Source organism: Acidobacteriota bacterium, assembly GCA_009861545.1.
Classification (GTDB): Bacteria; Acidobacteriota; Vicinamibacteria; order Vicinamibacterales; family UBA8438; genus WTFV01.
This window is the reverse complement of the sequence record VXME01000055.1, coordinates 10,364-32,926: the sequence shown is the minus strand read 5'-3', so window position 1 is coordinate 32,926 and position 22,563 is coordinate 10,364. Positions and strand designations below refer to the sequence as shown.

Sequence of the window (22,563 nt, the reverse complement as noted above, 5' to 3'; positions counted from 1 at the left end):
CCCCGCAACATCCCGTCCGCCGCCGCCACGATGGCCTCCGGCTCGGCCAGGCGTCCCCGCCCCACCCAGCCGCAGGCGAGATAGCCGTCGCCCGGCTCGACGAAACGGGCGCCCCGCGCCGCGAGCGTGTCCAGGTTCGACCGCACCGCCGCGTGCGAGAGCATGTTCGTGTTCATGGCCGGCGCCAGGAGCACCGGCGCGGTGGTGGCCAGATACAACGAGGAAAGGAAGTCGTCCGCGATCCCGTTGGCGAGCTTGCCGATGACGTCCGCCGTCGCCGGGGCGACGACCAGCAGCGCGATGGACGACGCCAGCGCGATGTGATCGATGTCGGCGTTGACTCCCGGCGCGAACTGGTCGGTCGCGACGCGGCGCCTCGTGATCGCCTCGAACGTCAGCGGTCCGACGAAGCGCTGCGCGTTGGCGGTCATCACGGCCGCCACGTCGTGCCCACGCTGCTGGAGCCCGCGGGCGACCTCCACCGCCTTGTAGGCGCCGATTCCGCCGCTGACGCCGAGCGCGACGAGTGCCATCTCAGTCGGCGCCCGTCCGCTGCAACGGTGAATCGACCGCGCGAAAGGTCTCGACGATGTCCCGCGTCCGCTCGCGCATGGCCGCCGCCCGCGACCGCTCGGCGAGTACGATGTGACGGAGCCGGTCGACGCACGCGTCGATCTCGTCGTTGACGACCACGTAGTCGTACTCGTCGATCATCGCGACCTCCTGCCGGGCAGTGCGGAGGCGCCGTTCCAGGTCCGAGCCGCCCGCTGCCTCTCTTCCGCGGCTGCGGAGGCGCTCTTCCAGCGCCTCGAAGGAGGGCGGCAGCACGAACACGCTCACCGCATCCTGCACTTGACGCCGGACCTGCCGCGCTCCCTGCACGTCGATGACCAGGACGACGTCGCGACCCGCCGCGCGACAGCCTTCCGTCTCGGCTGCGCCGGTGCCGTAGAGCCGACCGAACACGTCGGCCCATTCCAGGAAGGCGCCTGCGGCGATCATGTCACGGAAACGGGCCGGCGCCACGAAGTGGTAGTCGACCCCGTCGACCTCCCCGGGCCGCGCGCCACGGGAGGTGTACGACCGCGACCGAACGAGATCGGGCACGCGCTCGACGAGCCGGCCGACGAGCGTCGTCTTCCCGGTCCCCGAGGGCGCCGACAGCACGAACAGGAGCCCGCGACGGCCTGCACAGGCCTCCGCCGGGGCGGACGCTACGGCGTGGAGGTCGTCCTTCCGCACCGGTCACTCCACGTTCTGGGCCTGCTCACGCAGCTTCTCCAGCTCCGCCTTGGCCGCCACCACGAGTCCGGACGTCTCGTGCCCGTCCGCCTTCGACCCGATGGTGTTGACCTCGCGGTTCATCTCCTGCAGCAGGAAGTCGAGCTTGCGCCCGCACGGCTCGGGCGCATCCGCCAGCGCGGCCCAGTGCGAGACATGCGCCCGCAAGCGCGTGATCTCCTCATGGATGTCCGACCGTGCCACGAACCGCACCACTTCCTGCGCCAGCGCCGCCTGGTCGGCGTGCACGTCCGGCCCGATCTCCACCAGCCGCGCCGTAAGCCGCTGTCCAAGCGCTTCCGCGCCGGCGCCCGCGTCCTGCTCGATACGCTCGATCAGTCCGCCGAGGGCGACGAGACGTCCGTCGAGGTCGGCCCGCAAATGGCCGCCCTCGCTCGTCCGCATGCGGTCGAGATCGCCCAGCGCCTCGCCGACGGCGCCCGTCACCGCGGTCTCGACGTCCGGGTCGTCCCCCAGCTCGGCCGTCCGCTCCGCAACCGTCACCACCTGCGGAAATCCCAGCAGTTCGCCGACCGTCCAGCGTCCACCGGTGGCGCGCTGCACGTCCGGTCGGGCGACCACGTCCACCAGTGCGGCAATCAACGCCTCGTCGACCTCCACCTCGACCGGAGGCCGGCCGCGGCGCCGGGCGGCGACCCGTATCTCCACCCGCCCGCGGGCCAGGCGCCGCTGCGCCTCGTCGCGAACCCGGGGCTCCAGGCGCAGCAGGCTCGGCGGCAGGTGGACCTGCAGATCGAGATAGCGGTGATTCACGCTGCGCGCGGTAACGCTCACGGTCAACGCCTCGTCCTCCCGTGTCAGGGACGCGAAGCCGGTCATCGACTTGATCACGGGCTGCCGACTCCTCTCTCTGCTCCGTCCCGGCCCACCGCTACCGCTCGCCGTCCGCCGCCACCGGGACCTCCGCCGACACGGCACCGCCCGCAAGCGCCGCCGCCCCGGCCGGGCTCGCTGTCGGCGCCGCAGCCGGCGTCCGGTCGAAGAACTGCATCGCGTAGAGCCGCGCGTAGTGGCTGTCCGGGTCCGCCAGCAGCTCTTCGTGCCGTCCCGTCTCCCGCACGCGCCCGTCCTCGAGCACGACGATCACGTCGGCCCGCCGGACCGTCGAGAGGCGGTGCGCGATGACGAACACGGTCCGGTTCAGCATCAACTGCGCCAGCGCATCCTGCACCAGCAGCTCCGACTCGGCGTCGAGCGCGGAGGTCGCCTCGTCGAGAATGAGGATGGGCGCGTTCCTGAGCAGCGCGCGGGCGATCGCGATGCGCTGCCGCTGGCCGCCCGACAGCCGCTGGCCGCGTTCTCCGATGGTCGTGCCGTAGCCGGACGGCAGCGCCGCGATGAACTCGTGGGCGTGCGCCGCGCGGGCCGCCGCCTCGATCATGGCCGGTGCGGCATCGGGCGCGGCGTACGCGATGTTGTGGGCGATGGTGTCGTCGAACAGGACGGTGTCCTGCGTGACGATGCCGATGTTCTCACGCAGGGACCCGAGAGTGACGTCGCGGACGTCGACGCCGTCGATCCGAATCGCCCCGCCGGTGACGTCGTAGAACCGCGGCACGAGGTTGACCAGCGTCGTCTTGCCGGCGCCGCTGAGGCCGACGAGGGCGGCCACCTGCCCCGCCGCGACCTCGAACGACACGCCGCGCAGGACCGGGTCGCCGACGGTCCGGTCATAGGCGAAGCTGACGTCCCGGAAGCTGATTGCGGATCGGAGAGGCGCCAGCGGACGCGCGGACGAACGGTCCCGCACCTCGCTACGCACGTCCAGCATCTCGAAGACCCGTTCGGCCGCCGCGCGCGCCTGCTGGATGTTGGCGTTCACGCGGCTCAGCTTCTTCACCGGCCCGTACATCACGAGCAGCGCGGCCACGAAGGTGGTGAACTCTCCCGCCGTCATCTCTCCGCCGGCGATCCGGCTGGAACCGTACCAGAGGACGCCGACCACCGCGAAGGCGCCGAGCCACTCCATGAGCGGCGGCAGGACGGAAAGCGTGCTGGTCACCTTCATCGCGATCCGGTAGACCTGTTCCGACGTGCGGGCGAACCGGCCCGCCTCGAACGCCTCGGCCGCGAAGGCCTTCACGATGCGGTGTCCGGTGAACGCCTCGGCAGTGACGTGCGACAGGCGGCCGAGCTCCTCCTGGCCGCGGTAGGTGTTGCGCCGCACCCGCTGCCCCAGTCGCACGAGCGGGTAGACCACCAGCGGCGCGCAACTGATGGCGACCAGTGCCAGCCGGGCGTCTAGAACGCACAGGAGGGCGGCCAGGCCGATGACCGTGATCGTCTCGCGCAGCAGGTCCCCGAGCGTCACCGTGACCACCTGCTGAATGCGCATGACGTCGTGCATCATGCGCGACATCAGGCCGCCGGTCGTGTGCCGCGCGAAGAAGCCGGCGGACTGGCCCACGATATGCCGGAACAGCTCGTTGCGCAGGTCGCGCACCACCCGCTGTCCGACGTCGGCCATCAGGAAGACCGAGAAGTAGTTCCCGAGTCCCTTCGCGAGGCCGAAGGCCAGAATCATGGCCGCGATGGTCCGGAACTCCGACCCGAGCGCGACGCGCAGCTCCGCGACCGCCGCCTCGCCGAGCAGCATCGCCGCGATGACCCAGAACTGCGAATCGCCGCCGCGGACGTCCTCGGGCCGGAGGACGTCGTTGAAGATCGGGTCGATCAGCGCGACCAGCGCCACCGACGCCGCCGCGTAGACTCCCATTGCCGCCACCGCCCAGCCGAACCGCCACCGATGCGGAATCCCGTACCGGGCGAGACGAGCCACGGGATGCAACCGACTACCTCCCTATCGAGTAGTAGGTGAACCCTTCCGTCCGCATCTGCTCGACGTCGAACACGTTGCGGCCATCGAAGATCACCGGCGCCCGCATGAGCGAACGCATTCGCGCGAAGTCGGGCTCGCGGAACTCGTTCCACTCCGTCACGATGGCCAGCGCGTCGGCGCCCTCGAGCGCGTCGTAGCTGCGCGCGGCATAGGTGATCCGCTCTCCGAAGATGGCGCGCGCCGCCCGCTCCGCCTGCGGATCGTATGCCCGCACGACCGCGCCCGCGGCCAGCAGCGCCTCTATGGTCGGCACCGACGGCGCCTCGCGCACGTCGTCGGTGCGCGGTTTGAACGAGAGTCCCCACACCCCGATCGTCCTGCCGGTGAGCGAGTCGAAGTGGGCGCGCATCTTGTCCACGAGACGCACCTTCTGCGCGGCGTTGACGGCCTCGACCGATTCCAGAATCCGACAGCGGTAACCCTCGGCGCGCGACGAGCTGACGAGCGCCTTGATGTCCTTGGGAAAGCAGCTTCCGCCGTAGCCGATGCCGGGAAACAGAAACGACGGCCCGATGCGCCGGTCGGCGGCCATGGCGCGCCGCACGTTGTCGACGTCCGCCCCGAACAGCTCGCAGACCGTCGCGATCTCGTTCATGAACGACACGCGCGTCGCCAGCATCGCGTTCGAGGCGTACTTGCACAGCTCGGCGCTCGCGCAATCCATGAGCTGAATCGGTGCGCCGGTGCGCGTGAACGGCGCGTACAGGGTCTGCATCAATCCCGCCGCGCGTTCGTCCTCGGCGCCGATCACGACGCGGTCGGGACGCATGAAGTCGTCGATCGCCGCCCCCTGCTTGAGGAACTCGGGATTGCTGACCACGCTGTACGGCTGGCTCGTCTCATCGGCGATCACCGCGCGCAGGCGGGCCGCGGTGCCGACCGGCACCGTGCTCTTCGTGACGACGACGGTGTAGCCGGACATGGCGCGCGCCAGGTCGCGGGCCACGTCCAGCACGTACGACAGGTCGGCCGAACCGTCCTCCCCCGGCGGGGTGCCCACCGCGATGAAGACGACCTGCGCGCTCTCGACCGCCGGCGCCAGCTCGGTCGAGAACCGAAGCCGTTTCTCCGCTCCGTTGCGCGCGACCAGCTCGCCGAGGCCAGGTTCGTAGATGGGCAGCCGCCCCTGCTTCAGGGACGCGATCTTTGCGGCGTCGCTGTCGACGCAAACGACGTCGTTGCCGTTCTCCGCGAAACACGCGCCGACGACCAATCCAACGTAGCCGCTTCCGACCACCGCAAGCTTCATCTACTAGAACCCCATTCGGCGCTTCTCAGCAAACCGACAACGCTAGCACGCACCGCCAAAACCTGTCAAAAACACTGATTTAGAAGGACTTGTCCCATTTCAACGTGCGGGGCGCGAAGGCGGGTCGAACCGCGACCGTATGGTACGATCCCGTTCGGATGCGCGTCATGATCGACTATCGGCCGGCGTTACGCCGCCCGACAGGCGTGGGCGCGTTCGTACACCATCTGGTCGCGGCCCTCGCCGGGCTGGAGTGCGAAGCGACGGCGCCCCTCGATCCCCTCGAGCTGACGGTCTTCAGCGCATCCTGGAAGGACCGTCTGGCCCATGCCGAGCCGCCGGTGCCCGCCGCCGTCCGCAGCATCGATCGCCGCATACCGGTTCGGCTGCTCAACCTGGCTTGGCACCGGGCCGGATGGCCGCCGGTAGAAGCGATCGCCGGCAGGCGATTCGACGTCGTGCACTCGCCGCACCCGCTGCTGGTGCCGTCGCGCGGCGCGGCGCAGGTCATCACGATTCACGATCTGGACTTCCTCGATCACCCGGACCGCACGACCGGCGAGGTGCGCCGGGACTACGCCGCGCTGGTCCGCCGTCATGCCGCACGTGCGGCGCACGTCGTCGTGCCCTCCCGGCACACCGCGACCGAGGTCGAACGCCGGCTGCACGTTCCCCCCGAGGCGATCTCCGTCTGCCCGAACGGGGCGCCCGACTGGCCGGCGCGGGACGCTCCGCCGGCGGACGGACACGTGCTCTTCGTGGGAACTATCGCACCCCGCAAGAACATCGCCGGCCTCCTCGACGCCTACGCACGGCTCGTCACGCGCGCGCCGGGCGTGCCGGACCTGGTTCTGGCCGGGGGGGGCGGCGCGGACGACGGGCTGGAGCGCACGGCACGCCCGCCGCTGGCTGGCCGCGTGCGGCGTACCGGGTATCTGGACACGCCGGCGCTGCGGGCGCTGTTCGCCGGTGCGCGGGTGCTGGTGCTGCCCTCGCTCGACGAGGGCTTCGGACTGCCGGCGCTCGAGGCCATGACGGTCGGCGTGCCGGTCGTGGCCTCGAACCGGGGCGCACTGCCGGAGGTGGTCGGCGATGCGGGGTTGCTTGTCGATCCGACCGACACCGCCGCCATCGCCGACGCTCTCGAACGCGTCCTGACCGACGACGTGTTCGCCGCGGGTTGCACCGCCCGCGGGCTCCGCCGGGCCCGTGCGTTCAACTGGCAGGCGTCCGCGAGATCGTTGCGCCGCGCCTACCGCACGGCGATCGAGGGCCGAGCGCGGCGGGCGGGAACGCCGGCATGAGAATCGGCATCGACGGCCGGGAGCTGCTCGGCCGCCGCACCGGGGTCGGCCGCTACCTGGCGAGCCTGTGCGCCGAGTGGAGCGGCGCACCCGCCTACGCGGGACACGAGCTGCTCGTCTACACCCCCCGTCCCCTGCCGGCGGAAGCCCCGCTCCCCAACCGGGCGGGACCCGGCGCCCGCCTGAACCACGCCACGATACCCGGCGCGGGCGGCCCCTGGTGGGAGCAGATCAGCCTGGCGCGGCGGGCGGCGGACGATCGGCTCGACGTCTTCTTCGGTCCGGGCTACTCGGTGCCGCTCGTGCTCGACATCCCGTCGGTGGTCACGCTGCACGACGTCTCGTTCACCGCACACCCCGAGTGGTTCGGGTGGCGCGAGGGCCTCCGCCGGCGATGGCTGGCGGCCCGCGCCGCCGCCGCCGCCCGGACCGTCATCGCCGTATCGGAATTCTCGCGGCAGGAGATCCTCGAGCACCTGGGAACGCCCCCGGCGCGGGTGCGGGTCGTCCACAACGGGGTGGCGGCGCCCTCCTGCCCGAAGCCGCCGGGCGAGCCGCCGCTACCGGCGGCGTCCGGCGCCCCCCTGGTGCTGTATGTCGGCGCGTTGTTCGCACGCCGGCGCCTTCCCCTGCTGCTTGCCGCGTTCGAGCAGGTCTCGCGCGCCGTACCCGAGGTCGAGCTCGCCATCGTGGGTCCGGATCGCACGTGGCCCCCCGAAGACCTGCGGGGAATCGCCGAGGCCCGCGGCGTCGCGTCGCGCGTGGCGTTCCTGCCCTACGTGGACGACGGCGCATTGGGTGCGCTGTACCGGCGCGCGACCGTCTTCGCCTGGCTCTCGGAGTACGAAGGGTTCGGACTGACGCCTCTCGAAGCGCTCGCCGCCGGCACCCCGGTCGTCGCGGGAGACACCGCGGTTGCGCGCGAGGTCTACGGAGACGCCGTGCGCCGTGTCCCGATCGGCGATCCCGGCGCGGTGGCGGCGGCGCTCGTGGAGGTCGTCACCCGCCGCGAGGTCCGCGAGGCCCTGCTCGCGCGGGCGGGGCCGCTGCTCGCCCGCTACACGTGGACACGCGCCGCGGCGGAGACGTTCGCCGTGCTGCGCGACGCCGCGGCGGAGCGGCCATGACCCGCCTGGCCATCGTGATCGTCAGCTTCAACACGCGGCGCGACCTCGAAGCCTGCCTGCGGTCGCTGCACGCCTCCCCGCCCCGCCTGACGCACGCCATCGTCGTCGTGGACAACGCTTCGTCGGACGGCAGCGTCGAGGCCGTGCGGACCGCCTGGCCGCACGTGCAGGTCATCGAGATGGGATGCAACGCCGGGTTCGCGGCGGCCACCAACGCCGGAATCCGGGCCCGCGACAGCGATCTGGTGCTGCTGCTCAACAGCGACACCATCGTGCCGCCGGGGAGCATCGACCGCCTGGCCGGCGCCCTCGACGACGATCCCGCGGCGGCCGCGGCCGGGCCGCGCCTCGTGGGGCTCGACGGCACGGTCGAGCTCTCGTTCGGACGCATGCTGTCCCCCTGGAACGAGGCGCGGCAGAAGCTCATCGCGCGCGGTCTCGCCCGCCGCATCGGCCCCGTCGTCCGCTGGTTCGAGCGGCAGGTCGCGACGCCGCACCACCCCGAGTGGGTCAGCGGCGCGTGCCTGCTGGTACGCCGCGCCGCCGGGGCCGCGGCCGGATGGCTGGACGAACGGTTCTTCCTGTACGGGGAGGACGTCGACTTCTGCGCGGCGCTGCGCGCGGCCGGGCACCGCGTGCTCTTCACGCCCGCCGCCGAGATCGTTCACGCGAGGGGCCGCTCCGGCGCCTCCGATCCGGCCGCCGCGCGGGCGGCCTACCGGCGCAGCCAGATCGCGTTCTACCGCAAGCACCACCCGCGCTGGGCCGGCGCTCTGCGCCTCTACCTGCGCGCGCGCGGCCATCACCCGCCGGCGCTATAGTTGGGAGCCGTGCGAGTCGCGATCGACGTACGCAAGCTGAACGACTTCGGGATCGGCACGTACGTCCGCAACCTCGTGCGGCAGCTCGCCCGGCTCGACCGCGAAACGGACTACGTGCTGCTGTGCCGCCGCGACGACGCCGACTTCGCCGCCTCGCTCGGCGAGAACTTCAGGACCATCACCCAGGAAGCGCCGAACTACTCGATCAGCGAGCAGTTCACGGTGCCCCTCAGCCTCGGCCGCAGTCGCGCCACGCTGTTCCATGCGCCGCACTACGTGCTGCCCCCGCTGACCCCGTGCCGCGCCATCGTCACGATTCACGACTGCATTCACCTGCGGTTCCCCCAGTACCTGCCGAACCGTCTGGCCCACGTCTACGCGCGGGCGCAGATCTGGTCCGCCACGCGCCGCGCCCGCCGCGTCCTCACCGTGTCGCACGCTTCCAAGCGGGACATCATCCGCTTCTTCGACGTCCCTGAAGCCAGGATCAGCGTGATCCCGAACGCCATCGACGAGCGCTTCCGCGAGACGCCGGCCGAGGCCGATCTGGTCCGCGTCCGCGAACGCTATCAGCTCCCCGAGCGGTTCATCATGTACGCCGGCAACGTGAAGCCGCACAAGAATCTCGAGCGCCTGATCGATGCGTTCGTGACGGTCCGACAGCGCGGGTTCGACGACCTCGGCCTGCTGCTGAGCGGCAGCGAGGTCTCGCGCTACGCCATGCTGCGGCGCGCCGTGCATCGCTACAATCTGCACAAGCACGTCCGCTTCCTCGGCTACCAGACGGTCGAGACGCTGGCGGTGCTGTATCGGCTCGCGGAAGTGTTCGTCTTCCCGTCCCTGTACGAGGGGTTCGGGCTGTCGCCGCTCGAAGCCATCGCCAGCGGCACGCCCGTCGTCGCTTCGAACGTCTCGTCGCTGCCGGAGGTTCTCGGCGATGCCGCGGTGCTGGTCGATCCCCTGGAAGCGGGGTCGATTGCCGACGGCATCACGCGCGTTCTCGAGGACGACGATCTCCGCGCGGACCTGCGGCGCAAGGGCCTCGCTAGAGCCGGCCGATTCTCGTGGGAGCGTTCGGTGACGCAAGTACGCCGCATCTACGAAGAAATCGAGGGAGAGCGCTGAGCGACGCGACGCTGGCCCAACCGGCGGTCACTCCGGCGAACGTCGGCGGCAGGCGCGTCGCCGTCGTCCACGACTGGCTGACCGGAATGCGCGGCGGAGAGGTCACCCTCGAGGCCATCCTCGAGCTGGTTCCCGACGCCCGGCTGCTGACGCTGGTGCACGTGCCCGGAAGCGTGACGCCGCGCATCGAGGCGCACCACCCCCGGGCGTCCTTCGTCCAGCATCTGCCGTTGGCGCGGACGCGCTACCGGCAATACCTCCCGCTGTTTCCGGCCGCGGTCGAGCAGCTCGATCTCGACGACGTCGAGCTCGTCATCAGCACCAGCCACTGCGCCGCGAAGGCCGTGGTGCCGACGGGGCGCGCGCGCCACCTCTGCTACTGCTTCACGCCGATGCGCTACGCCTGGGATCAGTTCGACGCCTATTTCGGTCCGGCGCGGGTCGGGGCGCTCCGAAGCAGGCTCTACGGACTCGCGCTGCGGCGCCTGGCCCGTTGGGACGCGGCGACCGCCGACCGCGTCGATCACTACGTCGCCATCTCGCGCTATGTGGCCGGCCGGATCGACCGATACTATAATCGGACAGCCGACGTGCTCGAGCCGCCAGTCGACACGCACTTCTACCACCCGGACGGATCGGCGCCCGGCGACTATTTCATCATCGTTTCGGCGCTGGTACCCTACAAGCGCGTGGACCTGGCGATAGAGGCATGCCGTCAGGCGGACGTGCCGTTGCGCGTGGTCGGCAGCGGCCCGGAGGCCGCCAGGTTGCGCCGCCTCGCCGGTCCCACGGTGGAGTTCATGGAACACTGCTCGCAAACCGAGCTCCGGGCGCTGTACCGCGGCGCCCGCGCCTGCCTGCTCACCGGCGAGGAGGACTTCGGCATCGCGCCGGTCGAGGCGCAGGCCTGCGGACGCCCCGTCATCGCCCTCGCCAGCGGCGGCGCGTGCGAGACGGTCGAGCACGAGGCCACGGGCCTGCTCGTGCCCGAGCCGACGGCCGGCGCCTTCGCCTCGGCCATCCGGTCGCTCGACGACCGGGCGTTCGATCCGGCGCGGCTTCGCAGCGCGGCGTCGCGTTTCTCCCGGCCGGTGTTCCAGCAGCGGATGCGCGAGACGATCGAGAGGCTCGCCTCCTGACGAGCGGCGAAGAGCGCAAGAAGATTCGGCCGACGACATGACTCGGCAGACGAGAGTTCTCACCGCGTGCCACGTCGTCCTCGACTTCACGCTCGGCATGGCGGCGTTCGCGCTGGCCTACTACCTGCGCTTCGAGGTCGGCCTGTTCGCGACGCCGAAGGGACAGCCGGCCTTCGTTCCGCAGTACCTCGTCCTGATGCCGTTCGTCGGCCTGCTCGTACCGCTGGCGTTCCACCTGCAGGGGGCCTACCGCCTGCATCGCCACCGGACCGGCGTCGACGACTTCTTCAACCTGCTCGTCGGCACGCTGCTCGCCGTGATCGCGGGGCTGCTCGGCACGCTGTACGTGCAGGTGTACTCCGCTTCGCCGGCCGACCGGGACGCCGGAGCGTTCGAGGTCTCACGCCTCGTCTGGGGCCTGTTCGTCGTCCTGAACGTCGGCCTGACCTACGCGTCACGGGACCTGCTGCGGCGCTACATGCGGCGCCGGTTCGCGGCGGGCATCGGACTGCGGCGCGTGCTCATCGCCGGCACCGGCGAGCTCGCGCGGCACGTCGCGGATCGCTTTCTGCGGCATGCCGAGTTCGGGTACCACGTCACCGGCTTCCTCGACGACGACGTCGCCGGCGGCGACAACGTGGGTTATCGCGGCCTCCCGCTGCTGGGGACGCTGGCCGATGCCGGGGACGTCGTCGCGCGGGAGCGCATCGACCAGTTGTACGTGGCGCTCCCGCTGGACCGGCACGTCAAGATGCTCGGGCTGATCGAGGTGGCCAACCGCGAGTGCATAGACGTCAAGGTGGTGCCCGACTTCTTGCAGTTCGTCACGCTGCGCGCCCGGCTCGAGGAGCTCGACGGGATTCCGCTGATCAACGTGAACGACGTCCCGCTGCAGGGCCTGAACGCCGCCGTCAAGCGAGTCATCGACGTCGGTTGCACGGTCGCGGCACTGCTGGTGCTGGCGGTGCCGATGGGGGTGATCGCCGCCGTCATCCGTCTGACCTCTCCCGGCCCGGCAATCTACCGGCAGGAGCGCATGGGGCTCGACGGCCGCCCGTTCATGACGATCAAGTTCCGATCGATGTTCACCGACGCCGAACGTCACACGGGACCGATCTGGACCCGCAGGGACGATCCACGCTGCACGCCGGTCGGTCGCGTGCTGCGCCGCTTCAGCCTCGACGAGCTGCCGCAGCTCTGGAACGTGCTGCGCGGCGAGATGTCCCTGGTCGGACCGCGGCCCGAGCGCCCGTACTTCGTCGAGCAGTTCAAGGATCAGGTTCCGCAGTACATGCTCCGTCACAAGGTGAAGGCCGGACTGACCGGCTGGGCGCAGGTGAACGACCTGCGCGGGAACACCTCCATCGAGAAGCGCATCGAGTACGATCTCTACTACATCGAGAACTGGTCCGTCGCCCTCGACTTCAAGATCATGTGGCTGACGGTGCTCCGCCTCTCGTTCCACCGCAACGCATACTGACCCGGACGGGCCTCGATGCAACGCGCCGTCATCACCGGAGTGGCCGGATTCATCGGCTCCCACCTGGCCGACGGCCTTCTCGAACGCGGCTGCTCGGTGGTCGGGATCGACAACCTGCTGACCGGCAGCCTCGCGAACATCCGGCATCTGCGTGACCGGGAGTTCGAGTTCATCGAGCACGACGTCACCAGGGACATCTCCGTTGCGGGACCGGTGGACCTGGTTCTGCACTGGGCGAGCCCGGCGAGTCCGGTCGACTATCTGGATCTGCCGATCCCCACCCTCAAGGTGGGCGCCCTGGGAACGCACAACGCCCTGGGCCTGGCCAAGGCCAAGGGCGCGCGCTTCGTGCTGGCCTCGACGTCGGAAGTCTACGGCGACCCGCTGGAGCACCCGCAGCGGGAAAGCTACTGGGGCAACGTCAATCCCATCGGCCCACGCGGGGTCTACGACGAGGCGAAGCGCTTCGCCGAGGCAATCACCACCGCCTACCACCGCTACCACGGACTGGACGCCAAGATCGTCCGCATCTTCAACACCTACGGCCCGCGGATGCGGCTGCAGGACGGCCGCGCGATCCCGAACTTCATCACCCAGGCGCTGCGCGGCGAGGACGTCACGGTCTACGGCGACGGCGAGCAGACGCGCAGCTTCTGCTTCATCCGCGACCTGGTGCGCGGGATCATCGCGCTCGCGGAATCCGACGTCAACGAACCGGTCAACCTCGGCAATCCGGCCGAAATGACGATTCGAGAGATCGCCGACGCCATCATCTCCGCGACCGGCTCGCGGTCTCGCGTGGTGCGGATGCCGCTCCCCACCGACGACCCGAAGGTGCGCCAACCGGACATCACCCGCGCGCGGACCCTCCTGGGATGGGAGCCCGACGTGTCGCTGGCCGAGGGCCTGGAAGTGACGATCGACTACTTTCGATCGAGGCTGGCCGCGGCCGGCGCAAGCCCGTAGAGCGGGCTCACCCCTCGTTGACGAGGCGGGCCACGTGCAGGATGTAGTGCAGGCCGGAGCCGACAGTCACGACCAGCGACGCGTACACCATGAAGTCGACGACCACGGAGGGACTCTCCAGGTAGTTGAACAGGAGGGTGAAGGCGCAGGTCAGCACGTAGAGCAGCGTGGCGACCTTGCCAAGGGTGGACGGATGGAACTCGCGGCGCCCGATCGCCAGATTCACCACCGCCACCGTCAATACGATTATGACGTCGCGGCTGATGACGAGAACGGTGAGCCAGACCGGGAGCACGTTCGGCAGCGGCGGGTCGCGCTCCAGGGTCAGCACCACGAACGTCGACAGCAGCAGCAGCTTGTCTGCCATCGGGTCCAGGAACGCGCCCAGGCTCGTCGGCTGGCCGGAGCGACGCGCGATGACCCCGTCGAGTGCGTCGGTGATTCCCGCGACGGCGAAGGTGATGAGCGCCCATCCGTTGAAGCGGTACAGCACCAGGATGACCACGCAGGGAACCGCGAAGAGCCTGAACAACGTGAGCTGATTGGCGGTGGTAAGCGCCGTCATCGCGCTCATCCCAGGCCCGCGGCCAACTGCGCGAGCCGCTCGACGGCGTCGACGGCCTCCGCCCCGCTGACCGGCCGGATCGGATCGAACTGCCGGTCGCCGTCGATGCGGAGCACCCCGGCGGCGATCGCACGCGTCGCACTCTCGTAATTGAGGTGCCCCGGATTCATGTCCGAGAACTCCACGCGCGCGGTCTGCCAGCGGCGTGCCGCATCCGGGTCGAAATCGGCGATCAGAACGAGCGCGGCGGCCACGACGTCGGCAAGGTCGCCGCGGCGCACGATCCGTTCGGGCTCGAACCGGTTGCCCGCGCCGATTCCCATGACGCCGGCACGCGCCGCCTCCACTATCCAGGAACTCGCCCAGTGATCGCGTGTATCCGTCAGGATGGGGGTCGGCGCACCGAACGCCGCGTCATCGAGCAACTCGGCCAGCCGCACGCCCAGCAGCGCCGCCAGATCGCCGCGCGTGGCCGACTCCGCTACGGCGAGGCCGCGATACTGTTCCGGCAGCGCCGCGAGTTGCAGTTCGCGACGCACGCGCGCCAGACCCGCGGCGGACGCGTCAGTCGGATCGATCGCCTCGGCCAACTCGTACGCGTCCTCGGCGGCCGAGAGTTCACCCAGTGCTTCGAGCAGCGAGGCCTCCAACAGCACGGCGCCGGGCTCGTTCGGCTCGAGCTGCCGGGCGCGGCGCGTCCAGACCAGCGCTTCGGCGGTCTCGGCCTGCCGTTGCTTGAGCCTCGCCAACTCCAGGTACAGGAACGCACTATCCGGCGAGGCCGCGATCACGTCCGCGTAGGCGGCCTCGGCCTCCGACAGGCGCCCGGCGGCGACCGCTGCGAGCGCGTCGTCGTACCGCTCCGTCATCACCCGCAGCCGCAGTTCGCCGACGAGCCTCTCGACCCGCGCCGGCGCCGAAGCCGCGGCCAGCGCCCCCTCGAAGCTCGCGAGCGCGCCGCTGATGTCGTCCGCGCCCAGCAACGCGTCACCCCGCCCGACCAGGGCCGGCACATAGTGCGCCGCGGCGCCCAGGGCCGCATCGAAATGCTCGAGCGCGTCCCGGTATCCGCCACGGGCGAGATCCACCCACCCAAGTCCGGCAGCCGCCGGGAAGAACGCGGCGTCGCGCTCGAGCAGCGCGGCGAAACGCGCCTCCGCCTGCGCCAGATCCCCCGTCTGGAGGAACGCCCACGCATCCCGCTGCTCGTCCGCGGCGGGCGATTCCGCGTACGAGGAAGGCGCCGCCGGAAAGACGAAGTCGGGGTACGCGGGGGTTGTAACGACCGGCACGCGAACCGCGCAACCACCCACCAGCAGAGCCGCGGCGAGCAACGCTCCCGCGGTCGTACGCAGCGTCACGACACACGCTCCCGGTCGGGAAGGATACCCCGGTGCCGGCGGTCCAGGGTGACGAAGAATGCGTTCGACGACTCGGCCTCGCCCCCGGTGAGCAGACTGGGCTGGAGACCGACGATCACCGCCCGCTCACGCGCGACGGCGTGGCGTGCCGCCACCGCGGAGCCCTTCACGCCAGCGATTGTAGCACGCGGCTCCACGAGACCACCCCTTCCCGCACCAGCGCAGGCGCGCCGCCCCGTGCGTCCACGATCGTCGACGGCGGCCCGCCCGCGGTCGGTCCACCATCGACCACCATGGGCACCTCACGACCCAGAGCCTCGACCACCGAAGCGGCATCCGTGGCCGGGGATTCCCCGCTCCGGTTGGCGCTCGTGGCCGTGATAGGGTGGTTGAAGCACGCCGCGAGACGCCGCGCCAGCGAATGCGCCGGGACGCGGAGTGCGATCGTGCCGGCCGCATCCACCAGGCGCGGGTCGAGTTCGGGCAGGGCGTCCAGCACGATCGAGACCGGACCGGGCCACCAGCGGTCGGCCAGGCGGCGGGCGAGCGGCGTGAGACTTCGCACGACCAGCGCGACCTGGCCAACGTCCGCTGCAATCAACGGCACCGCCACGCCGGCCGGGCGGCGCTTCACCGCAAAGAGCCGCCGCGCCGCATCGGACCGGCGGGGATCGACCGCCAGACCGTACAACGTATCGGTAGGGAACGCGACCACCTCTCCGGCCGCGAGCGCGTCGACGGCCGGTTGGAGAGCGGCCGAATCCGGACGGTCCGGATCGACGGCCAACCGACGCGGCAACGCGGCACGAGCGCGCCATGACTTCACGTCAACCGCCACGTACGCCCTCCCGGCAGCCGAAGCCGCGCGTCCGCGTGCCGCTCCCGAGACAGAAGGGCGGCGTCCACGAGGACAAGACCCGGCGCCCGTTCCGGCAGCGCAAGCACCGCAAGAAGGAAGATCCCCCGGACCCGGGCTGACTCAGAAGCGCAGCCCGCGCCGCCCGGCCTGCTCCTTGACGTGAATGGTGTCGATGAACTGGACGCGGTGGGGATTGGTCTGCATCACGACCGAGCTCGTGCGGCACCCTTCGCCGAAGAACCGTACGCCCTTCATGAGGGCCCCTTCGGTCACGCCGGTCGCCGCGAAGATGAGCTGCTTCCCGGCCGCCAGGTCCGCCGAGGTGTACACCCGGCGCGGCTCGGCAATGCCCATCGACTTGGCGCGGGCTTCCTTCTCCGGCGAATCGATGATCAGGCGCGCGAAGATCTCGCCGCCGAGACAGCGCATCGCGGCCGCGGCCAGGACCCCCTCGGGAGCGCCGCCGCTGCCCATGACCGCGTGCACGCCGCTGCCGACCACCGCGGCCCCGATGGCGGCGGTCAGATCGCCGTCGCCGACCAGTCGAATCCGCGCCCCGGCCTCCCGAATCTCCGCTATCAGCGGCTCGTGCCGCTTGCGATCGAGCACGACGACGACCAGGTCCTCCACGTCGCGGTCGAGGCACCGGGCGATCTGCTTCAGGTTGTGGCCCACCGGCGCGTCGAGATTCACCGAGTTCTTCGACTGCGCGCCGACCACCAGCTTCTGCATGTAGATGTCCGGCGCGTGCAGCAGCCCGCCCCGTTCAGATGCCGCCAGCACGGCGATCGCCCGCGGGGCGCCGGTGGCGCACAGGTTCGTGCCTTCCAGAGGATCGACGGCGATGTCGATCTCGGGCAGCCCCTCCTCTCCGTTCGCCCCCTGCCCGACGCGCTCGCCGATGTAGAGCATCGGGGCCTTGTCGCGCTCCCCTTCTCCAATCACCACGCGGCCATCGATGGGGACGCGATCGAGACGGGCGCGCATCGCCTCGACCGCGACCCGGTCGGAAAGATGGCGATCGCCGCGTCCCATCGTGTGCGCGCAGGCAATCGCCGCCTGCTCGACAACGTCGAGAAACCCGGACGTCAGATCCTCGCTCGTCGTGGTCACGCCTGCACCGCCTCCCGGTAGGCCGGCAACCGGCACCGCGTCGGCTTGTCCACCCGGTATCCAAGCGCGTAGTCCGCCTGCATGATCTTGTGAATCTCGCGCGTCCCCTCGTAGATCACGGCGCCCTTGCAGTTGCGGTAGAAGCGGCCGACCGGGTACTCGTCCGAGTAGCCGTTCGCGCCGTGAATCTGCACGGCGTCGCCCGCCGCCCGCTCGGAAGCCACCGTCGCGAACCACTTGGCGAGGCCGGTCTCCCGCGTGCTGCGCCGCCCCTCGTTCTTCAGCCAGGCCGAGCGCATCCAGAGCAGCCGCGCCGCCTGGTAGTCCGACTCCATCTGCGCGATCATCTCCTTGACGAGCTGGTGCTGGCCGATCGGCACGCCGAACGTCTTCCGATCCCGGGCGTACGCCACGCTCGCGTCCCGGCACGCCCGGATCAGGCCCGTCGCGCCCGCCGACACGCTCAGGCGTCCCTGGTCGAGCGCGAACATGGCGATCTTGAAGCCCTCGCCCTCGCGGCCGAGCAGGTTCTCCTCGGGCACCTCCACCTCGTCCATCTTGAAGTAGCCCGTGTTGCCCGCGAGAATCCCCCACTTCTCGGTCAGCGTGCCGCTGGAGAAGCCCGGAAAGCTCCGCTCCACGAGAAACGCGCTGATGCCGGAGACGTCGCGCTTCTGTTTCTTCTCCAGGTCGCTGTAGGCGAACACCAGGAAGTGATCCGCCACGTCGGCCAGCGAGATCCACATCTTCTCGCCCGTGAGCACGTACCGGTCACCGCGCTTGACGGCCACCGACTGCATCCCGCGGACGTCGCTGCCCGCTCCCGGCTCGGTGAGCCCGTAGCTGGCGATCTTCCGCCCCTGGGCCTGCGGAAGAAGGTAGCGCCGTTTCTGATCCTCGGTGCCCCAGGTCAACACGGTCAGCGAGTTCAGGGCGAGGTGCACGGACAGGATCACGCGCAACGACGTATCGACGTACTCGGTCTCCTCGCACGCCAGACCATGGCTGAGGTAGTCCATTCCGGCGCCGCCGTACTCCCGCGGCACGCACATGCCCAGCAGCCCCAGGTCCGCCATCTGCGTGAGGATGGCGGGATCGAATCGATGCTGGCGATCCAGCTCGCGGATCCGGGGAGCCACCTCGCGGCCGGCCCATTCGCGCACGGACTGCTCCAGCAGCCGCTGTTCCTCGGTCAACTCAAGATCGAACATCTGCGTCCTTTTCCCTCTTCATGCCCGTCCCCTGCGATTCCCTGGTCGCAGCCCGCCGCCCGGACTCGTACGGCGCCGTCACGGACGACTGACGATGACCCGCGCCCCGCGTTCGACCGACAGGCGCGCGGCGGCGCTGGCCGAGTTCGCCGCGAATTCGAGGCAATCCGTGCTTCCGAAGAGCGCACACACCTCGTCGGGACCGATGTCCGCGTAGGTCTCGACCAGACGGCCGATGTCCTCGCCGCCCACCTCGATGCGGATGGCGCCGCCCCGACAGAGAACGTCGAACGCCCGCCGGCCTATGTTGGTGATGAGATTGCCGAAGGCGTCGACCCGCAACACCTCGCCGGCGATTCGCCCTTCGCCCGTCTCCGGCGTCGGAATCCCGATGCTGGAGTAGTCGGTGAGCGGCCGGCCGAGCGCCGGCAACTGAACGCCCTTGGCGAGCCACGCCGCTCCGGGCGCAAAGCGGTCTCGCCCCTCGAACGTCCGGCTCACCGTCGGCCGGGCATACCTGCGCTCGGTAAGCTCGACCACCCGTTTCGGCGGCGTCTCCTGGAACACGGCCGTCAGGACACCGTTGTCGGGCGCCACGAAGCGATAGTCTCCCGCCTCGGCGGCCAACCCGCGGCGACTCGAGCCGACCCCCGGATCGACGACCACGAGAAACACCGTGCCGGCGGGAAAGTAGCGGTAGGCCGCCGCCAGCTCGAGGCCGGCCGTCAGCACGTCATGGGCCGGCACATCGTGCGAGATGTCGACGACGGCCGCCTCGGGACAGATCCCCAGAACGACCCCCTTCATCGCACCGACGTAATGGTCTGTGGTGCCGAAATCGGTCAGCAGGGCGACAATCGGTCGGGCCATCCTGTCAAAACTTACACTTCGAGGCGCGGGCGCGACGCGACGCCCTTGCCGGTCGCCGTCGAGTGCGACGGCTTTCGAAACACCATCTCCTGCGCCCGCGTCGCAAACAGGCAAGCATCGACGATCGAGAGATTCCGAAACGTCTCCGTCACCTCACGACTCGTCAGCACGCGCATCTGCCGCGACGCGCCGGCGTAGAACTGCCGCCGCAACGTCGACCGGTCGACGATGCCGTAGGTGGCGTAGCCCGGCTGGGCGTTCCACTCGCCGCTGAAGCTCAGCAGCAGAATGCCCTCCGGCCTCAGCACGCGAGTGAGCCTCTCGGCCAGGATCTGCCCCTCGACGGCCGTCAGGTGCTCGAGAGTATCCCAGCACAGAATCGCGTCGACGGACTCGGGCTCCGCTCGGATCGTTTCCGCGACCCACGCTCCGGTCTGATCCTCGTTCCGTTCACCCGCGGACGACCGCTCGTCCAGATCCGCAAACAGGTCGGCCACGACCAGCCGGCAGGCGAACCTGGATGTGAAGAAGGCGACGTTGTCGCCGACGACGCGACCGAGATCGAGCAGCATCGGGGATTCCCGGCTGCGGAGCGCATCGATCAGGACGCCGACCGCGCGCGTCGAGACCAACCGATCGGGCTCGGAAAGCGCGGCGCCTGCATCGGGCGCGGGCCGGCCTCCGCCGAAGGAACCGGATCCGAGCGTGACACGACCTGTCATCGATCGCGGGCGCACATCCCCCGTCTGCGGCGCAGACTCCTAGCGGGCCTGCCGCCCGCCGGCCGCGCGGCCCACCCTGGGCGGCGGCGCCTGGCCCGGCTGCGGCTGCGCCTGAACGGGGGCGACCTGTCCCTTGGGCGCGGCGGGCGCCTTGCCGACGACCGACTCCCGCGGTTCCGCTTTCACGCTGTCCCGGCGCATGTCCACGCTGCCGCGAAAATGGGCGCCGTCGGCGATGGCGATGCGCGGCGCGGTGATGTCTCCGTCGACCGCACCGTTCTCGCGAATGCTCACCACGTCGACCGCCATGATCTTGCCGGTCACCCGACCGAGTATGTCGACCGACTTGGCGAACAGCATCTCGGCCTTGATCTTGCCGTTGGGACCCACGGTCAAAGCGTTGTCCCGCAACTCGATCTTGCCTTCGAACTGCCCCTCGATCGTCAGATTCTCGCTGCCGCTCAACTCGCCCTTGATGATCACGGACTTGCCGATGTTGACCACGTCCCGCGATGCCGGCCGTTCGGCGACGGGCGCACGCCTCGAGGCGCCCGTGCTCGCGATGCCGGCCAAGGGATGTTCTTCTACGTCATTGCCGTCGTCCGGCGGGCGTACATCGTCGCGTTTCCACATGAAGCTTCCTCTGGTCGCTGGGCCACCACCGCGTGGCGAATCGGAGATCTTGAAATTCCCAATCAGTATACAGAATGGCGTCCAGACCGTGTCCAGGAGCCCGCGCGGTGCTTCGGGTGCTAGGATCGCTCCAAGTGCGCGCATATCTGGATCACAACGCCACCACGCCGGTAGCCGCCGAGGTCGCCGACGCCATGCACCAGGCGGTCCGGGGCTGCTTCGGCAACGCGTCGAGCATCCACGCGTTCGGTCAGGCGGCCAAGGCGGCCCTCGACGACGCACGCTCGGCGGTGGCGGCGCTCCTCGGCGCGCGGCCCAACGACGTCATCTTCACCGGCAGCGGCACCGAAGCCGACAACCTGGCGATCCGCGGGGTGGCGGAAGCGTCGCCGGCGGCCGGACGCCGCCACCTCATAGCTTCCGCCATCGAGCACGAGGCGGTCCTCAACACGCTGAAGGCGCTGTCGAAGCGCGGCTGGACCTCGACGCTGCTGCCGGTCGGCGACGCCGGCGTCGTCGAGCCGGCGGCGCTCGAAGCGGCCCTCACCGACGACACCGCGCTCGTCTCCGTCATGCACGCGAACAACGAGATCGGCACGTTGCAGCCGATCGCCGAGCTGGCCGGGATCGCGCACCGCCGCGGCGCCGTGTTCCACACCGACGCCGTGCAGACGGCCGGCAAGCTGCCCCTCGACGTGGGCGCCCTCGGTGTCGACCTGCTGTCGATCTCCGCGCACAAGTTCAACGGCCCGAAGGGTGTCGGTGCGCTCTGGATTCGGCGCGGGATGCGACTCGTGGCCCCCACGACCGGCGGACGACAGGAACGCAACCGCCGGGCCGGGACCGAGAACGTACCGGCCATTGTCGGGCTCGGCGTGGCGGCGCGGCTGGCCGCCGCCAAGCTGTCGCGCGAAGCGGCCCGGCTGCGCACCCTGCGCGACCGCCTGGAATCCTCGCTGCTCGACCGCGTTCCGGACACGGCCGTGAACGGCGGCGGCGAACGCGTCCCGAACACCACGAACATCAGCTTCCACGGCGTAGAGGCCGAGGCGCTGCTGATCGCGCTCGACCTGGAGGGCATCGCCGTCTCGACCGGCTCCGCCTGCTCGTCGGGGACGCTCGAGCCGTCGCACGTGCTCCGGGCGATGGGGCTCACGCCGCGGCGCGCGCAGAGCTCCATTCGCTTCAGCCTGGGCCTCGGAAACACGGACGACGAAATCGACCGGCTCGTCGGCGTCCTCCCCCCGCTCGTCGCCAGGCTCCGTGCGCTGTCGCGAGCCGGCGCGGCGCACGCCCCGGCCTGAACGCCGCGGCTCGGCCCGTCCGGCCGGACCCGAATCTGTACACTGGAAACGAACCGATGCGAATAGTTGCCGCGATGTCGGGTGGCGTCGACTCGTCCGTGGCGGCCGCGCTGCTGGCCGCCGACGGCCACGACGTGGTGGGCCTGTCGATGCAACTCTACGATCAGCGAGGCGGCACGCAGTCGTTCGGCTCCTGCTGCACCCTCGACGACCTCCATGACGCGCGCCGGGTTGCGCGGCGCATCGGCATCCCGCACTACATCGTCAACTTCGAGCGCCAGTTCGACGAGCGGGTGATCTCCCCGTTCGTGCAGGAGTACGCGGCGGCGCGCACGCCCATCCCCTGCGTGCGCTGCAACAGCGACCTGAAGTTCGCGAGCCTGCTCGACCGCGCGGTGGGGTTCGACGCCGAGCAGGTGGCCACCGGCCACTATGCCCGGGTGGAGACCGTGCCGGCGGCCGGCGGCGCCGGGCCGCGGGGCCCCCCCCCCCGCGCCCCCCCCCAGGGGGGGGGGGGGGGGCGCGGTGACCCCCCCCCCAACCCCCACGGAGCCCCCCCCGGCGCCCCGCGGG

At 70.4% G+C, this 22,563-nt stretch carries 22 protein-coding genes; 9 read left to right on the top strand and 13 right to left on the bottom strand.

What is annotated here, in order from left to right; genetic code table 11:
• The 5 genes from F4X11_08520 to F4X11_08500 all read right to left on the bottom strand — a co-directional run.
• Positions 1–533: bifunctional 4'-phosphopantothenoylcysteine decarboxylase/phosphopantothenoylcysteine synthetase (locus F4X11_08520; protein MYN65057.1), on the bottom strand; the 533-nt coding region annotated here is incomplete at its 3' end.
• Between the two features lies 1 nt (position 534).
• Positions 535–1,242, bottom strand: coding sequence for a guanylate kinase (locus F4X11_08515; protein ID MYN65056.1), 708 nt, complete (start codon positions 1,240–1,242; stop codon positions 535–537).
• 3 nt (positions 1,243–1,245) lie between these two features.
• The gene (locus F4X11_08510; GenBank protein ID MYN65055.1) at positions 1,246–2,133 is read right to left on the bottom strand and encodes a YicC family protein; all 888 of its coding nucleotides are present in this window, start codon (positions 2,131–2,133) and stop codon (positions 1,246–1,248) included.
• A gap of 40 nt (positions 2,134–2,173) precedes the next feature.
• Complete coding sequence (locus F4X11_08505; GenBank protein MYN65054.1) at positions 2,174–4,090, bottom strand: ABC transporter ATP-binding protein; 1,917 nt, start codon at positions 4,088–4,090, stop codon at positions 2,174–2,176.
• 4 nt (positions 4,091–4,094) lie between these two features.
• A complete protein-coding gene (locus F4X11_08500) occupies positions 4,095–5,390 on the bottom strand; it encodes a UDP-glucose/GDP-mannose dehydrogenase family protein (GenBank protein ID MYN65053.1) in 1,296 nt (431 codons plus the stop codon).
• A gap of 158 nt (positions 5,391–5,548) precedes the next feature.
• Here F4X11_08500 and F4X11_08495 point away from each other — a divergent pair, with 158 nt between their 5' ends.
• The 7 genes from F4X11_08495 (at position 5,549) to F4X11_08465 (ending at position 13,352) form a co-directional block, all read left to right on the top strand.
• Entirely contained in the window at positions 5,549–6,694 is a 1,146-nt protein-coding gene (locus F4X11_08495; protein MYN65052.1) for a glycosyltransferase family 4 protein, read from the top strand.
• Positions 6,691–7,821 carry a glycosyltransferase family 4 protein gene (locus F4X11_08490; protein ID MYN65051.1) on the top strand — a complete coding sequence of 377 codons (1,131 nt, stop codon included), beginning with the start codon at positions 6,691–6,693 and terminating at the stop codon, positions 7,819–7,821. Before F4X11_08495 ends, F4X11_08490 begins: the two co-directional genes overlap by 4 nt.
• Positions 7,818–8,642 carry a glycosyltransferase family 2 protein gene (locus F4X11_08485; protein ID MYN65050.1) on the top strand — a complete coding sequence of 275 codons (825 nt, stop codon included), beginning with the start codon at positions 7,818–7,820 and terminating at the stop codon, positions 8,640–8,642. The genes F4X11_08490 and F4X11_08485 overlap by 4 nt, the downstream gene beginning before the upstream one ends.
• Positions 8,643–9,767, top strand: a complete 1,125-nt coding sequence (locus F4X11_08480) for a glycosyltransferase family 4 protein (protein ID MYN65049.1) — start codon at positions 8,643–8,645, stop codon at positions 9,765–9,767.
• An 86-nt stretch (positions 9,768–9,853) separates the two neighbouring features.
• Positions 9,854–10,906 (top strand): glycosyltransferase family 4 protein, encoded by a 1,053-nt coding sequence (locus tag F4X11_08475; protein MYN65048.1) that lies wholly within the window; start codon positions 9,854–9,856, stop codon positions 10,904–10,906.
• Between the two features lie 37 nt (positions 10,907–10,943).
• Positions 10,944–12,386: an undecaprenyl-phosphate glucose phosphotransferase gene (locus tag F4X11_08470; GenBank protein ID MYN65047.1), complete on the top strand. Its 1,443-nt coding sequence runs from the start codon at positions 10,944–10,946 to the stop codon at positions 12,384–12,386.
• Positions 12,387–12,401: 15 nt separating this feature from the next.
• Positions 12,402–13,352 carry an SDR family oxidoreductase gene (locus tag F4X11_08465; GenBank protein ID MYN65046.1) on the top strand — a complete coding sequence of 317 codons (951 nt, stop codon included), beginning with the start codon at positions 12,402–12,404 and terminating at the stop codon, positions 13,350–13,352.
• 7 nt (positions 13,353–13,359) lie between these two features.
• Here F4X11_08465 and F4X11_08460 read toward each other — a convergent pair whose 3' ends face one another.
• From F4X11_08460 to F4X11_08425, 8 genes are all read right to left on the bottom strand, one after another.
• The gene (locus tag F4X11_08460) at positions 13,360–13,926 is read right to left on the bottom strand and encodes a CDP-alcohol phosphatidyltransferase family protein (protein ID MYN65045.1); all 567 of its coding nucleotides are present in this window, start codon (positions 13,924–13,926) and stop codon (positions 13,360–13,362) included.
• A complete protein-coding gene (locus tag F4X11_08455) occupies positions 13,923–15,278 on the bottom strand; it encodes a hypothetical protein (GenBank protein ID MYN65044.1) in 1,356 nt (451 codons plus the stop codon). The genes F4X11_08460 and F4X11_08455 overlap by 4 nt, the downstream gene beginning before the upstream one ends.
• Before the next feature lie 166 nt (positions 15,279–15,444).
• Positions 15,445–16,116, bottom strand: a complete 672-nt coding sequence (locus F4X11_08450; GenBank protein ID MYN65043.1) for a threonylcarbamoyl-AMP synthase — start codon at positions 16,114–16,116, stop codon at positions 15,445–15,447.
• 141 nt (positions 16,117–16,257) lie between these two features.
• The gene (glpX, locus tag F4X11_08445) at positions 16,258–17,229 is read right to left on the bottom strand and encodes a class II fructose-bisphosphatase (GenBank protein MYN65042.1); all 972 of its coding nucleotides are present in this window, start codon (positions 17,227–17,229) and stop codon (positions 16,258–16,260) included.
• A 17-nt stretch (positions 17,230–17,246) separates the two neighbouring features.
• Entirely contained in the window at positions 17,247–18,461 is a 1,215-nt protein-coding gene (locus tag F4X11_08440; GenBank protein ID MYN65041.1) for a butyryl-CoA dehydrogenase, read from the bottom strand.
• Between the two features lie 78 nt (positions 18,462–18,539).
• Positions 18,540–19,331: an SAM-dependent chlorinase/fluorinase gene (locus tag F4X11_08435; GenBank protein ID MYN65040.1), complete on the bottom strand. Its 792-nt coding sequence runs from the start codon at positions 19,329–19,331 to the stop codon at positions 18,540–18,542.
• Between the two features lie 11 nt (positions 19,332–19,342).
• The gene (locus F4X11_08430) at positions 19,343–20,053 is read right to left on the bottom strand and encodes a methyltransferase domain-containing protein (GenBank protein ID MYN65039.1); all 711 of its coding nucleotides are present in this window, start codon (positions 20,051–20,053) and stop codon (positions 19,343–19,345) included.
• Between the two features lie 39 nt (positions 20,054–20,092).
• Complete coding sequence (locus tag F4X11_08425) at positions 20,093–20,830, bottom strand: polymer-forming cytoskeletal protein (protein ID MYN65038.1); 738 nt, start codon at positions 20,828–20,830, stop codon at positions 20,093–20,095.
• Here F4X11_08425 and F4X11_08420 point away from each other — a divergent pair.
• Together F4X11_08420 and F4X11_08415 are read left to right on the top strand one after the other, a co-directional pair.
• The gene (locus F4X11_08420) at positions 20,761–21,990 is read left to right on the top strand and encodes a cysteine desulfurase (GenBank protein ID MYN65037.1); all 1,230 of its coding nucleotides are present in this window, start codon (positions 20,761–20,763) and stop codon (positions 21,988–21,990) included. The genes F4X11_08425 and F4X11_08420 overlap by 70 nt on opposite strands.
• A gap of 56 nt (positions 21,991–22,046) precedes the next feature.
• Positions 22,047–22,563 (top strand): hypothetical protein (locus tag F4X11_08415; protein ID MYN65036.1); only part of this gene is annotated, 517 nt, incomplete at its 3' end.

Excerpts from the sequence above, each read along its gene's own strand:
- F4X11_08500 (MYN65053.1), bottom strand. The coding sequence starts at position 5,390 with ATGAAGCTTGCGGTGGTCGGAAGCGGCTACGTTGGATTGGTCGTCGGC.
- F4X11_08495 (MYN65052.1), top strand. The coding sequence starts at position 5,549 with ATGCGCGTCATGATCGACTATCGGCCGGCGTTACGCCGCCCGACAGGC.
- F4X11_08490 (MYN65051.1), top strand. The coding sequence starts at position 6,691 with ATGAGAATCGGCATCGACGGCCGGGAGCTGCTCGGCCGCCGCACCGGG.
- F4X11_08485 (MYN65050.1), top strand. The coding sequence starts at position 7,818 with ATGACCCGCCTGGCCATCGTGATCGTCAGCTTCAACACGCGGCGCGAC.
- F4X11_08475 (MYN65048.1), top strand. The coding sequence starts at position 9,854 with ATGCGCGGCGGAGAGGTCACCCTCGAGGCCATCCTCGAGCTGGTTCCC.
- F4X11_08470 (MYN65047.1), top strand. The coding sequence starts at position 10,944 with ATGACTCGGCAGACGAGAGTTCTCACCGCGTGCCACGTCGTCCTCGAC.
- F4X11_08465 (MYN65046.1), top strand. The coding sequence starts at position 12,402 with ATGCAACGCGCCGTCATCACCGGAGTGGCCGGATTCATCGGCTCCCAC.
- F4X11_08460 (MYN65045.1), bottom strand. The coding sequence starts at position 13,926 with ATGAGCGCGATGACGGCGCTTACCACCGCCAATCAGCTCACGTTGTTC.
- F4X11_08440 (MYN65041.1), bottom strand. The coding sequence starts at position 18,461 with ATGTTCGATCTTGAGTTGACCGAGGAACAGCGGCTGCTGGAGCAGTCC.
- F4X11_08435 (MYN65040.1), bottom strand. The coding sequence starts at position 19,331 with ATGGCCCGACCGATTGTCGCCCTGCTGACCGATTTCGGCACCACAGAC.
- F4X11_08430 (MYN65039.1), bottom strand. The coding sequence starts at position 20,053 with ATGACAGGTCGTGTCACGCTCGGATCCGGTTCCTTCGGCGGAGGCCGG.
- F4X11_08420 (MYN65037.1), top strand. The coding sequence starts at position 20,761 with ATGGCGTCCAGACCGTGTCCAGGAGCCCGCGCGGTGCTTCGGGTGCTA.
- F4X11_08425 (MYN65038.1), bottom strand. The coding sequence starts at position 20,830 with ATGCGCGCACTTGGAGCGATCCTAGCACCCGAAGCACCGCGCGGGCTC.